This is a genomic window from Comamonas sp. C11 (assembly GCF_024496285.1).
In the GTDB taxonomy this organism is placed as follows: Bacteria; Pseudomonadota; Gammaproteobacteria; order Burkholderiales; family Burkholderiaceae_C; genus Comamonas; species Comamonas testosteroni_F.
Genome location: NZ_CP101743.1, coordinates 1,968,166 through 1,980,470 on the forward strand (window position 1 = coordinate 1,968,166; position 12,305 = coordinate 1,980,470).

Consider the following 12,305-nt stretch of genomic DNA (forward strand, 5'->3'; position numbering starts at 1 on the left):
GCTGGCCTGGGTGCTGCGATGCGGAGTGGTGATCGTGGCATAGCGCCGTGATACCAGGCTGTGAAACAGCGACAGAGATAGCGATAGATGGATATGTTGATCAAGTCCAAACTCCCTGTGCCTTGCATACGTCATGCCGCCGCAGCGGTCGCGCTGGTCTGCGCGATGGGCGCGGCCCATGCAGCAGGGCCTGCAAGCCAGGCCAGGCCAGGCCAGGCCATGGATATGCGTGCAGCGGTACAGGCGGCTGTGGCATGGCACCCTGCCGTGCGCACGGCGCAGGGGCAGTTGCTGGGAGCGGACGAGGGCGTGGCTTCGGCCCGCGCCGGTTATTACCCGCAGGTCAAGGGCGGGCTGGGGGCACAGGTGAACAACCGGGATGTCTACCCCTATACCTCGCGGCGTGTCTATGACGCCAGCGTCTCGGTGTCGCAGATGTTGTATGACTTCGGCAAGGTGGACAGCGCCGTGCAGCAGGCCGAGGCCAGCATCGAGGTTGCCCAGGCGCAGGTCTATCTGTCCACCGACGATGTAGCTCGCGAGGCTGCGCAGGCCTGGGTGGAGCTGCGCCGCCAGCAGTCCATGGCGGCGATTGCACAAGATCAGCTCAAGGGAGTGGGGGCGCTGGCCGAACTGGCGCGTGAGCGTCAGCTCAAGGGCGCGAGCACCCGCTCGGACTTTATGCAGGCGCAGTCACGCATGGATGGAGCGCGCGGCCAAGTAATCAATTACGAGGCGCAGGCGCGCCGTTGGCAAGCGCGGCTTATGGCGCTAACCGGGTTGCAGACGCCGCCGACAGTGGGTGAAGCGAATGCAGAAAAAGGCGGGGTTCCCAATGCCCTGCCCCAGGCCTGCGCTGCCGCGCAGGTGCAGCCCACGGCAGCGGTGCGTCGGGCCCAGGGGCAGCGAGCGCAGGCCCAGGCCGAACTGAAGGCAGCCGATGCGCAACTCATGCCGACGCTGTCGGTGGATGGCTCGGCCGCGCGCGGGTTGAACGCTGCCTCGCGTCCGGCAGGTTACCCGGATGTGGACATGCGCGTGATGTTCAATGTCTCGGCACCGCTGTTTGAAGGCGGGCGCAACCAGGCACGCCAGCGCGCGGCCGGCCACGCGCTGGAGGCCGCCGACGCAGCAGTGGCCAACGCCGAGTTCCAGGCGCGTCAGTCGCTGCGCGACGCGCAGGACCAGAGCCTGGGTCTGTTGGAGCGTCAGCCAGTGGTTGACCAGCGTATCGCCAGCATCCGTATCACGCGCGATCTATATCGTGAGCAATATCTGCAATTGGGTACACGTTCGCTGCTAGATCTGCTCAACGCCGAACAGGAATACCACAGCGCGCGCTTCGAGCAAGTGGATAGCTCCCATGACCTGCAGCGGCTGGCTGTGGAGTGTTGGTATCAGAGCGGGCGGTTGGCCGATGAGTTCGCGCTGGATACCCGGCTGCGTGACCGGGGCCAGGGAGTGATGCGATGAACGAAGCGATGAACCGGATAGCTGCTGAGCAGGCAAGCTCCAAACAATTGCCGCCATTGATGCAGGGCTGGCTGGACGCCGTGCTGGCAGTGGCAGCGCATTACCAGATCGATACCTCACGCGAGCGCCTGCGTGTCGACGCGGCCTGGGCGGCTGATGGCATGTCCGGCGAGGATTTGCGCCACTGCTTACGCCAGATTGCCAAGCAAGCTGGTCTTGCCGTGACCGAGGTGGCTCCGGAGCTGATGCGATTGACGGCATGGCGTCTACCCGTGGCCGTACAGCTGCGCGGCGGGCAGGTCGCGGTAGTCACCGCCTTGACCGAAGGCGGCTTGCGTCTGCTGCTGAGCGGCGATGAGGGCGGCGAGAGCACGCACATGCTGGCCGAGCTGCAGTCCGAGGTGGAGGCCATGGTGGTGCTGCGTCCGTTGCAGTCGGCTCCCGATTCGCGCGTGGACAGCTACCTGCGCCCCGTGGAGCCTCACTGGCTGCGCGACATCGTGTTTGCCGATCTGAGACCCTACGGCCATATCCTGCTGGCCTCGTTCATCACCAATCTGATGGCCTTGGGCGGCATTCTGTTTTCCATGCAGGTCTATGACCGCGTCGTGCCGTCGCAGTCCGAACCCACGCTGTACGTGCTGTTCGGCGGTGTGCTGCTGTCCATTGTGTTTGCCTGGGCCATGCGCGCCGCGCGCATGCACATTACCGACATGCTGGGCAAGCGGGCCGACCTTCGCATTTCGGACCGAGTCTTCGGCCATGCGCTGAGAGTTAAGAACAGCGCGCGCCCGCGCGCCACTGGAACCTTTGTGGCCCAGATCCGCGAGCTGGAGCCGGTGCGGGAGATGCTGACTTCCACCACCGCAGCGGCCGTGGCTGACCTGCCGTTCTTCATCCTGTTCTGCTTCATCTTCTGGATGATTGCCGGCTCGCTGGTGTGGGTGCCTCTGGCGGCCTTTGTGCTGCTGCTGGCGCCCAGCCTGCTGGCGCAAAAGCGCCTGCGCAACCTGGCCCAGGCCAGCATGCGCGAATCGGCGCTGCGCAACGCCATGCTGGTGGAGACGGTGCAGGGCATTGAAGACATCAAGCTGCTGCAGGCCGAGCCGCGTTTCCAAAACCAATGGAACCACTACAACGCCGTAAATGCCGAGTCGGGCCTGAGGCTGCGGGCGTTGCTGCATCACCTGAGCAACTGGATGCAGACGGTGCAGGGCAGTGCTTTTGCCTTTGTGGTGTTCTTTGGCGCTCCCCAGGTGATGCGCGGCGAGATGAGCACCGGCGTGCTGGTGGCGTCCTCCATTCTGGTCAGCCGCATGCTGGCGCCCTTGTCCAGCGTGACCGGTGTGCTCAATCGCTGGCAGCAGGCCAGGATGGCCAGTGACGGCTTGGACCAACTCATGCACCTGCCCGTGGATCACGCCGAGGACGGCAGCCGCGTCCACCGCCCTGTCATCGAGGGGCGCTACGACTTCAGCGAAGCCGTGTTCAGCTACGACGGCAAGACCCCGGCACTGCAGGTCAAGAAGCTGCAGATCTCAGCCGGTGAGCGCATCGCCATCCTGGGCCGCAACGGGGCAGGCAAGTCGACGCTGCTGCAGGCGTTGTCGGGCCTGACCGAGCCTGTGAGCGGGCGCCTGCTGTTGGACGATGTGGCTCTGGCCCACATAGACCCGGCCGACGTGCGCCGCGATGTAGGCCTGCTGACGCAGAATGCCCGCCTGTTCTACGGTTCGTTGCGCGAGAACCTGCTGTTGGGCGCTCCTCATGCCAGCGATGCGGAACTTGTGACCGCGCTGCTGGACGCTGGCGCCTGGTCCTTCGTGCAGACCCTGCCAACGGGGCTGGATCACATGGTCATGGAAGGGGGCTTGGGCTTGTCGGGGGGGCAGCGCCAGAGCCTGTTGCTGGCCCGCCTGCTGTTGCGCCAGCCGCGCGTGCTGCTGCTGGATGAGCCTACGGCAGCGCTGGACGATGTGGCCGAACGCGATGTGATCGCGCGGTTGCGCAAGCTTGCACCGGGGCGCACTCTGGTCGTTGCCACGCACCGGCCCGCTGTGTTGCAGGCGGTGGATAAGATCATTGTGGTGGACAAGGGCCAGGTGGTGTTGCAGGGCGCGCGCGATGAGGTGCTCAAGCGCCTGAATGGCGGTGTCCAACCGGCAGCCCCGCAGCAGAATGTTCGCGTCGTGCAGAGCGGGCGCATGAAGGTCGCGGTGCAGCCGGTGAAAAGGCTGGCCTCTGCAGAGGAGGGGCAGGAATGACGGAGACAGCAGTGCCCGGTGATACATCGAAGGCCACATCTACAACAACACCAGCGATGAAGGCTGAGGCCGCGTCCATGCTTTCTCCTATGCCCGGGTCTGCGCGTCGGCGCGCGGCCATGCCGGCCATAGGCGACTTCGACGAGGTACGCGCAAGCCACTCGGATCGCGTGGTGTGGCTGGTCACGGCCTTTGTGCTGGCTTTTCTGGCCTGGGCCTGGTTCTTCGAGATCGACGAAGTGTCCAACGGCGGTGGCAAGGTGATTCCATCCTCGCGCGAGCAGCGCATCCAGTCTCTGGAGGGCGGTATTCTGGCCGAGTTGCTGGTGCGCGAGGGCGATATCGTGGAGAAAGGCCAGGTGCTGGCCAAGCTGGAACCTACGCGTGGCGAATCCAGTGTGGAGGAGACGGCGGCCCGCTACCGCGCAGCCTTGGCCGCCAGCGTACGCCTGCGCGCCGAGGTTGAAGGGCGCGACAACCTGCAGTTTCCTCAGGAGCTGGACGGCCATGCTCAGCTCAAGGCTTCGGAGAGTGCGCTGTTCCGTTCTCGCCGCGCGGCGCTGAGCGATACAGTGGCCGGTCTGAACCAGGCGCTGGCATTGGTGCGCAAGGAACTGGGCATCACGCAGTCGCTGCAAGCCAGCGGTGCGGCCAGCAGCGTCGAACTCATCCGCTTGCAGCGCCAGGGAGCAGAACTGGAGCTGAAGATTGCCGAGGCGCGTTCTGGCTACATGGTGCGCAGCCGCGAAGAACTTGCCAAGGCTGATGCGGAGGCGAAGTCCCTGTCTTCAGTAGTGCGCGGGCGTGCGGATTCACTGGATCGCCTGACACTGCAGTCGCCTGTGCGGGGCGTGGTCAAGAGCCTGCAGGTCACTACCATCGGCGGCGTGGTGCCGCCCAACGGCCTGCTGATGGCCCTGGTGCCTCTCGATGACCAGTTGCTGGTGGAGGCCCATATCTCGCCCCGCGACATTGCCTTCATTCGCCCCGGTCAGGAGGCTCTGGTCAAGGTGACTGCCTATGACTACGCAGTCTATGGCGGCCTCAAGGGCCAGGTGGTGACGATTGCCCCGGATACCCAGCGCGACGAGGTCAAGCCCGAAATCGTCTATTACCCGGTTCTGGTGCGCACCGACTCGGACGTGCTTGTGAACAAAGCCGGCCAGCGCATGCCCATTGTGCCGGGCATGGTTGCCGCTACCGATATCCGTACGGGCCGCAAGACTGTCTGGGACTATTTGACCAAGCCGCTGAACAAGGCGCGCGAGGCCTTGCGTGAGCGCTGAAGCCCTGCAGCGCGTGACTTTCGATTTTGATGAAAGAGGATGCCATGAGCATGTTTGAATCTACCTTCCGCCTTTCCACTCTGGTGCTGGCTGCAGCCGCTTGCATCGCCATGCCGGCCGTGGCTCGTGACAATCCGGAGGATGCTGTCAGCAATCCCGACAAGCTGCAGTATTCCGACATCAATATGCGCTATGCCGACATGAAGAAGGACTTCGTCCGCGATGGCGTGCTGGCAGAGCAGCTCGAAGGAATTCGCGCCATCCAGCCCGGCATGCCCCAGGATAAGGTGAAGCAGACGCTGGGCGCACCTCTGACGCAAACTACGGGCCAGAGAGGACAGGAGTGGGACTACAACTTCAAGCTCCGTCAAGCGCAATCCGGCAACCTGCTGGTGTGCCAGTACAAAGTGGTGTTCGATGAGGCCGGAGCGGTACGCGAGTCTGTCTGGCGCCGCCGGCAATGCCAGCAACTGATGCAGCGCTGAGGAGCGGCTGGAACTCTGCCAACATTTGTGTGGTGATGTCTGGCCGGTAGTCATATGCCCGGCCCTATGGGCAAGCGAGCGCGGTCACGCCATAAGCGTCAGCTAAACCAGGTATTTCATCTGTACGGCACTTTGCAGAGCCAAGACCGATGGTGGTGGGAGCTGTCTTTTTGCGATGTCGGCAGAGGCGCTCAAGCGCGTGATCGCCGGCAGACGGAGCATGTGAACGCGTCTTGCCAATTGACGGGCACTGTCTGCTGCTCGCCCGCCCCCTTTGGTTGGTCTTCAGGAACGGCTCAGGGGGCGTCGTCTGTGGGGCGATGATCAATTGAAGGAAGCGGATAAAGGCTTGGACTGGGTGATGCCGGCAATCCAGGCATTGATCATCGCAACTCGGCCGGCCGCATTGGGCAGTTGCTGCCGGTGGCCAGATCAAGCATGCCGGTCATCGCATCGCAATGCTGGTCAATGAAGACCGGCGCCCCAATAAGGCCTCTATAGGCCTCAGCGAGCGATGGACTGCAAACGAGCTTCCCGCGCTGCTGGAGATTCGCGCAGCAATTCGTTAATCACTTCCTCGCGTGTTTTACCGGGGCCTGCAGGGGGGACGAAGTTGGGGAAGTTGCTTTCTCCATACGACAGTCGACCGTTTTTCATCGCATCTGCAGTTTCGGCCCTGACTTGATCACGCGTCTTCTGGCTCACGAAATGTTCAGGGTGAACAGTCACGCCTTGCTCGTTATTGGCTGGGTGTTCATAGGCTGCCGAAGCCATCCCCGGCATGGCTAGTACAGCTACTGCTGCTGCGCTTGCAAATACGGACGCGATGGAGAGACGACGTTGAGACATGGTGGGAGCTCCTAAGAAAGTCGGTGAAACACAATCTCCCGGGCCTTGATAAAGGTAAGGAGGAGATGTGTGGAGCTTAGAAATCCGACCCCAACAGAAGCGGGACAGCGCGGTGACATTGTTGTCAGCTTCTTCTCATGCCGACCTGGACTGCCCTTGGGCAGGTAGACATGCCCGGTCTATGTTGTTGAACGAGCCCCGCCTGGGGGGCTGTCGCCTCTTCTGAAAAGCGGGTGCAGGCCACCAGGCTACCCGCACCCGCTCTATTTGTGCTCCGACCTCAGAACATATGGCGCAGGCCCATGCCAAAGCCAGTCTGATTGACGCCAGGCATTGGCGTTCCACCAGCTTGAGCGCTGCTTGCTCCAAAGGCCGCATTGCCGCTGTTCTTCATATAGCCCAGCGAGGCATAGGCCGCAGTGCGCTTGGACAGGTTGTAGGTGCCGCGCAGTACCAGCAACTGACCCTTGTCCGCGTTGTCCTTGTACTTGAGCTGGTTGTACTGGGCGTCCACGGTCCATTGCCCAATGGGGTAGGCCACGCCCACAAACCACAGGTCGTTGCGCGGCGATGCGATATATCCGTCATTCTTGCGACGCATATAGCCACCACCAATCTTGGCGCCGCCAAGCTTCACATAGCCGTTGAGCATGGTGCGCTTGTCGACTTTGTCGCTGCTGGTCAGCCCCGCGAAAGCACCGGGGCCGCCGCGCAGCTCGTCATGTGCCAGCGCCGCCCCCCATGCCGCTGTGTCGTACTTGAGCATGGCCGACCACTCGCGGCAGGTCTTGGAGTCGGTGCTGCTTTCTCCCGCGCAGTTGGTGCCGCCGGGACTGGGGCCCGCATTGACGGCATCGCGGCCAAAGCTATAGGTCGCGCCGATCGTCAGGCCCGAGAACGTGCCTTTGTAGGAGATCGCATTGTCGGCACGTGCATTGGGAAAGTAGTTGTCCAGACTGGCCATGCTGTGCAGGCTCGGGCCGATCACGTCAGCGTCGAGTACGGACCAGAACAGCATGGTGTATTGACGACCCAGCCCCAGCGATCCCCAGGGGCCGTTGAGGCTGACGAAGGACTGGCGGCCGAAACCGCGACCGCCCTGGTTGAGAGCTCCGCTGTCGGGGCCGATACCCATCTCCAGCGTGAAGGATGCGCTCAATCCGCCTCCCAGCTCCTCGCGGCCGCGAAAGCCCAGGCGTGATGGAACGCTGCCCGTCAGATTGGGCATGCGTGTGAGGCTGGACTTGGTTGCGCCCACGTTGTTCATGGTTTCGACGGCCGTATCCACGATCCCGTAGATCTGTACGGACGATTGTGCATGTGCCAACCCTCCCACCCCCAGAAGCGCAATGGCGCTTGCTATCTTCTTCAGCATGAATGTCTCCAATTTTTGATGTCGTTCAGTATTTTTTGCATGCGTGGCTTGATGTGATTGAGCTGTTGAGTCGTGAGCCTCCTTGCTGGTCGGTTCAAAAACAGTGCTTACTTGTGCAGAGACTGGAGCCATTCCCGGCATTCGGACTCAGCTGCGGCAGGCCACTCGACACAGATCGTCTTGTCCATCTGACGCACTTCTACACGTATGACCTGGCCGGCGCGGCGTGCATTGCGGGCACCTCCGAAGATGCGGGCCCACCAGCCGGATTCGCTGTATGTGTCCTGTGTAGGGGCTGCGATGGCTGCTGCCATCTGACCCTGCGGTACTGCGCTAGAGGAGACGGTCGAAGCGGGGGCAGGTTTGATATCAGGGCTCGGGACAGCTTGCTTGGCCAATGAAGGCATGGTGGACGCTGTCGAGGGGCTGGCGGAGGAATGTGGTGTGGCATCAACGATCAAGCCACCAGCCTCGATGCGAGCAGCCAGATTGCTGCCAAACTCTTCCCAGAGACGATCGGCCTTGGTTTTCATGACCGACAGGCCGAAGGCGCCCAGGCGGCCCAGCACGTCGACATTGACCTTGATCCGTAAATCGGTGCCGCCGTTGGCAGCAGGTGTCAGGAACACTTCGCTGGTCTGCTTGAGCGAACTGGCCACCGAGGCATCCTCGCCGGTGCCTTCCACGCGCATGTATTCCGGAGCGTTCTGTTCGACGATCTTGGTCTTGAGCTTGAACTTGGCGCTGATGAAGGAAATCTTCTGGTGCATCTCCGCCACGTATTCCGTGGGGCTGATGACATCGATGGACTTCATCCCGGGCACGGCGCCGGCCATGATCTGGGGATTGAGGAGCAGATCCCAGACCTGCTGGGGAGGGGCTGAAACGGTCAGGGTTTTTTCAATTTCCATGATGCATCTCCTGTGCTGCATGCAGCACGGACTCGACGATTTGGGTGTAGCCGGTGCAGCGGCAGAGATTGCCGCTGAGGCCATGGCGCACTTCCTCGCAGCTTGGCTGGGGCGTGTTCTTGAGCAGGTCGCAGGAGGCGATGATGAAACCCGGCGTGCAGTAGCCGCATTGCAGGCCGCCGCACTGCATGAAGTTCTTCTGCAGGGGATGCAACTGCTCGTTGGCGGCCAGCCCTTCGATGGTGGTGATGCTGCGCCCCTGAACCTGCACGGCCAGCATCAGACAGGATTTGATGACTTCACCGTCAAGCAGCACCGAGCAGGCGCCGCAGGTTCCGGTTTCGCAGCCTCGCTTGGTGCCGGTCAGATGCAGGTCGTCTCGCAAAAAGTCCGATAACAGCCGCCGCGACGCAACCTCAACGCTATGCGATTCGCCGTTGATCTGGCATTCGATGCGATGCGTGCTCATGCGGCAACTCCTTCATTGATATCGATTCCGAACAGCGTGGCCACCGTGCGGCGGGTTACCGTGCGCACCATGGCGCGGCGAAACTCGCTGCTGCCCCGCAGGTCAGAGACCGGCTGGATGTCCTCGGCCACGATGCTTGCGACCTCTGCAGCGAGCTGCGCATTCACGGTTTTGCCGCGCAAGCAGTCTTCGGCACGGCGCAGCCTTGTGGGAATGGGGGTGGATGCCCCAACGGCCAGGCGTGCCTGGTGGCATATCTGCCCTTCTCTTTGCACGACCAGGGCTACGCTGACCAGGGGGCGGTGCTCTGCTGCCGTGCGCAGAAAGCGCGTGTATTCCCCCTGGGTGCCGGGAGCCTGCAGCGGAACACGAACTTCAAGGAGTACCTCATCGGGCTCCATGGCCGTGGTGTAGTAGTCGACCAAAAACTCTTCCATCGACAACACGCGCTCTCCGCGTGTGCTGCCCAGAACGACCGAGGCATCGAGGGCCATGAGACAGCCGGGAGGGTCCGTGGATGGGTCGGCATAGCAGAGATTGCCGCCAATCGTGCCCTGGTTGCGCACCTGGGGATTGGCCACCTGGGCGGCCATCCGGGCCAGCACAGGTGCATGCGCTTTCACGAGCTCGGAGCGAGCCACATCGATATGGCGGCTCATGGCACCGATACGCAGACCTTGGTGCGGATCGAAATCGATGCCATGCAGCCGGGGCAGCCTCGCCACCGAGATCAGGTGCGTGGGCGCAAGCATGCGTTGGCGCATGGCCAGCATCAGCGCCGACCCGCCCGCGATGATGCGTGCATCGTCGCCGTACTCGGCAAGCATCTGGCTGGCCTCCGCAACCGAGCGGGGCTCCGCAAAATCAAATTCACGCATGGCTTGCTCCTTGCCGCTGCTTGTCGCGCAATGCAGCCAGCACTTTTTCCGGGGTGAGGGGCAGATCGCTGATGCGCACGCCAATCGCGTCATAGACGGCGTTGGCTATGGCTGGTGCGCCGGGCAGGATGGCTGTTTCGCTGGCACCCTTGGCGCCATAGGGGCCGTTGGGATCGTTGGATTCCACAAGGCCGCCGCGCAGCATGGGAACCGCATCGGCGGTGGCCATGTTGTAGTCCGCGAAATTGCCGTTCGCCAGGCGCCCGCCCTCGTAGTGCAACTGCTCGTACAGCGTCCAGCCGATGGCCTGAACAGTGGCGCCGTTGGTCTGGCCGTGAATTGCAATGGGGTTGAGCGCCTTGCCGCAGTCGTCGGCGACATAGCTGTCGATGACGCTGACCTGGCCGGTCTCGATATCCACTTCGACTTCAACGGCCTGGGCAGCGTAGGAGTAGGCAGCGGCGATATTGCCGTAGAGCTTGTCGTCATGCATGACGGTCTTGGGGTCCCAGGTTCCGGTGACCTGGATGCCACCTCCGCCATGGCGCCAGATATGCTGGCGTGCCAGCTCGGCCACGGTGCTGCGGCGTTCAGGCTCCGCGCTCACATAGACGGCACCGCCTTCCAGCGTCAGCGCATCGGGCGGTGCACCCAGGCGCTCGGCAGCCAGGCTCAGCAACTCGTGCCGCGCCTTGCGCGCGGCGATGATGGCCGCGTTGCCGCCCGACATGGTGACGCGTGAAGCCAGAGTGCCCACGGCCACCGGAGAGACATCTGTGTCGGGCGCAAGCACATGAATATCGACCAGAGGCAGGTCCAGTTCATGGGACACGATCTGGCTGAGCATGGTGCTCGCCCCCTGACCCATATCGCATTCACCGCTGATGAGGAAGACTCGACCGTCTTCGTTGATCTTGATGACCAGCGTCGATCCATCCCAATTGCCGATGGTGCGGTTGCCGCTCACATGCATGGCCGCTGCCATGCCAACGCCGCGGCGCTTGATACCAATGGCCTTGACGCGTTGGCGTTTGCTTGCCCACCCTATGGCCTCGGTTGCCATGTCTATGCACTCCAGCAGTCCTGTGCTGCCGATATGCCAGCCGTGAATCGAGACATCACCGGCCTTGAGCGCGTTGATCTTGTGCACCTGCACCGGGTCCAGGCCCAGTTTCTCCGCCATGGTGTGGATATGGCTGTTGAGCGCAAACTGCATCTGCGTTCCGCCAAAGCCCCGGAAGGCACCGCGTGGCGGATTGTTGGTGTAGTACAGCGTCGCTTCAGAACGCACATTCGGATTGCGGTGCATGTTGTCGCTGCGCATGGCACTGACGTGCATCACATCACCGGCAAGGCCTGCATATGCACCGCATTCGGCAATGATGCGAACCTGCTTGGCGATAATGCTGCCGTCCTTGAGCATGCCCAGCTTGAGGGTGATGCGCTCGGGCACGCTGGCACATGCGGCCTGGAAGTCCTCCAGGCGGTTGTTGACCAGTCGCACAGGCCGTTGTGTATGCAGGGCCAGCAGGCCGGCAAGCAACTGGTTGTCGTCTTCCACGATCTTGCCGCCGAAGCCACCTCCGGTCGCAGCCTGCACCACCCGCACGCGGGAAATGGGCAGACCAAGTGTCATGGCCACCTGCATGCGCACCAGATTCACAGCCTGGGTCGAGGTATAGAGCACAAGCCGGCCATCGGGGTCCAGCGAGGCCACCGTGGCCATGGGCTCCATATAGCCGGGGTATTGAGAATGCGTGGTGTAGGTGGCTGTGTGAATCAGATCCGCGGCGGCAAAACCTGCCTCCACGTCACCGCGCTCGAACTGGATATGCTGGGCCACATTGTTGCGCCCAGGATGGATGCCGAAGGCCTCTTCGTCCATGGCTTCCTCGGGCGTCAGAATGGCGGGCAGTTCTTCGTATTCCACCCGAATCAGATCCAGCGCGTCGCGTGCGATCTCATCGGAAACAGCGGCCACTGCGGCTACCTCTTCGCCGCAATAACGCACCACACCTTTGGCGAGGACGGCACGTTCCTTGTGATGTGCTCCCCAGAGATTGGTGGGCGCATCCTCGCCGGTCAGAACCGCCTTGACGCCAGGCAGCGCGCGCGCCTCGGTGGTGTCTATGCGAGTGATGCGCGCATGCGGGTAAGGGCTGCGCAGAACCTTGCCATGCAGCATGCCGGCAAGCTTGAGATCTCCTGCGTAGATGGCCCGGCCCAGCACCTTTGCCTTGGCCGTCACCTGTGGAGTGTCCATGCCCAGCGTGGATCGAGATGAAAGAGCAGATGTCATATCCGTACCTCGCGGC

The 12,305-nt window shown here is 62.6% G+C and carries 10 protein-coding genes; 4 read left to right on the top strand and 6 right to left on the bottom strand.

From position 1 onward, the window contains the following. Window positions 1-87: 87 nt before the first annotated feature. From NOX35_RS09005 to bamE, 4 genes are all read left to right on the top strand, one after another. Complete coding sequence (locus tag NOX35_RS09005) at window positions 88-1,473, top strand: TolC family outer membrane protein (protein ID WP_256496387.1); 1,386 nt, start codon at window positions 88-90, stop codon at window positions 1,471-1,473. Continuing rightward, window positions 1,470-3,737, top strand: coding sequence for a type I secretion system permease/ATPase (locus NOX35_RS09010; RefSeq protein ID WP_256496388.1), 2,268 nt, complete (start codon window positions 1,470-1,472; stop codon window positions 3,735-3,737). The genes NOX35_RS09005 and NOX35_RS09010 overlap by 4 nt, the downstream gene beginning before the upstream one ends. Before the next feature lie 77 nt (window positions 3,738-3,814). Then, on the top strand, window positions 3,815-5,023 hold the full coding sequence (locus tag NOX35_RS09015; RefSeq protein ID WP_371878540.1) for an HlyD family efflux transporter periplasmic adaptor subunit: 1,209 nt from the start codon (window positions 3,815-3,817) through the stop codon (window positions 5,021-5,023). A gap of 44 nt (window positions 5,024-5,067) precedes the next feature. Then, window positions 5,068-5,508 carry an outer membrane protein assembly factor BamE gene (gene bamE / locus NOX35_RS09020; protein ID WP_232538160.1) on the top strand — a complete coding sequence of 147 codons (441 nt, stop codon included), beginning with the start codon at window positions 5,068-5,070 and terminating at the stop codon, window positions 5,506-5,508. A gap of 504 nt (window positions 5,509-6,012) precedes the next feature. Here the strand turns inward: bamE and NOX35_RS09025 are convergent. The 6 genes from NOX35_RS09025 to NOX35_RS09050 all read right to left on the bottom strand — a co-directional run bounded on the left by NOX35_RS09025 (window position 6,013) and on the right by NOX35_RS09050 (window position 12,289). Continuing rightward, the gene (locus NOX35_RS09025; RefSeq protein ID WP_182286408.1) at window positions 6,013-6,357 is read right to left on the bottom strand and encodes a DUF4148 domain-containing protein; all 345 of its coding nucleotides are present in this window, start codon (window positions 6,355-6,357) and stop codon (window positions 6,013-6,015) included. 280 nt (window positions 6,358-6,637) lie between these two features. Then, on the bottom strand, window positions 6,638-7,732 hold the full coding sequence (locus tag NOX35_RS09030) for a porin (protein ID WP_256496389.1): 1,095 nt from the start codon (window positions 7,730-7,732) through the stop codon (window positions 6,638-6,640). Window positions 7,733-7,839: 107 nt separating this feature from the next. Continuing rightward, window positions 7,840-8,643, bottom strand: a complete 804-nt coding sequence (locus tag NOX35_RS09035; RefSeq protein ID WP_256496390.1) for a CoxG family protein — start codon at window positions 8,641-8,643, stop codon at window positions 7,840-7,842. Then, on the bottom strand, window positions 8,633-9,112 hold the full coding sequence (locus NOX35_RS09040) for a (2Fe-2S)-binding protein (RefSeq protein ID WP_256496391.1): 480 nt from the start codon (window positions 9,110-9,112) through the stop codon (window positions 8,633-8,635). The genes NOX35_RS09035 and NOX35_RS09040 overlap by 11 nt, the downstream gene beginning before the upstream one ends. Then, on the bottom strand, window positions 9,109-9,990 hold the full coding sequence (locus NOX35_RS09045) for a xanthine dehydrogenase family protein subunit M (RefSeq protein ID WP_182286412.1): 882 nt from the start codon (window positions 9,988-9,990) through the stop codon (window positions 9,109-9,111). Before NOX35_RS09045 ends, NOX35_RS09040 begins: the two co-directional genes overlap by 4 nt. Beyond that, entirely contained in the window at window positions 9,983-12,289 is a 2,307-nt protein-coding gene (locus NOX35_RS09050; RefSeq protein ID WP_256496392.1) for a xanthine dehydrogenase family protein molybdopterin-binding subunit, read from the bottom strand. Before NOX35_RS09050 ends, NOX35_RS09045 begins: the two co-directional genes overlap by 8 nt. Between the last annotated feature and the right edge of the window lie 16 nt (window positions 12,290-12,305).

What these genes read in the sequence shown, in the direction of transcription:
- NOX35_RS09005 (WP_256496387.1), top strand. Translation starts at nt 88, where the DNA reads ATGGATATGTTGATCAAGTCCAAACTCCCTGTGCCTTGCATACGTCAT.
- NOX35_RS09010 (WP_256496388.1), top strand. Translation starts at nt 1,470, where the DNA reads ATGAACGAAGCGATGAACCGGATAGCTGCTGAGCAGGCAAGCTCCAAA.
- NOX35_RS09015 (WP_371878540.1), top strand. Translation starts at nt 3,815, where the DNA reads ATGCTTTCTCCTATGCCCGGGTCTGCGCGTCGGCGCGCGGCCATGCCG.
- bamE (WP_232538160.1), top strand. Translation starts at nt 5,068, where the DNA reads ATGAGCATGTTTGAATCTACCTTCCGCCTTTCCACTCTGGTGCTGGCT.
- NOX35_RS09025 (WP_182286408.1), bottom strand. Translation starts at nt 6,357, where the DNA reads ATGTCTCAACGTCGTCTCTCCATCGCGTCCGTATTTGCAAGCGCAGCA.
- NOX35_RS09030 (WP_256496389.1), bottom strand. Translation starts at nt 7,732, where the DNA reads ATGCTGAAGAAGATAGCAAGCGCCATTGCGCTTCTGGGGGTGGGAGGG.
- NOX35_RS09035 (WP_256496390.1), bottom strand. Translation starts at nt 8,643, where the DNA reads ATGGAAATTGAAAAAACCCTGACCGTTTCAGCCCCTCCCCAGCAGGTC.
- NOX35_RS09040 (WP_256496391.1), bottom strand. Translation starts at nt 9,112, where the DNA reads ATGAGCACGCATCGCATCGAATGCCAGATCAACGGCGAATCGCATAGC.
- NOX35_RS09045 (WP_182286412.1), bottom strand. Translation starts at nt 9,990, where the DNA reads ATGCGTGAATTTGATTTTGCGGAGCCCCGCTCGGTTGCGGAGGCCAGC.
- NOX35_RS09050 (WP_256496392.1), bottom strand. Translation starts at nt 12,289, where the DNA reads ATGACATCTGCTCTTTCATCTCGATCCACGCTGGGCATGGACACTCCA.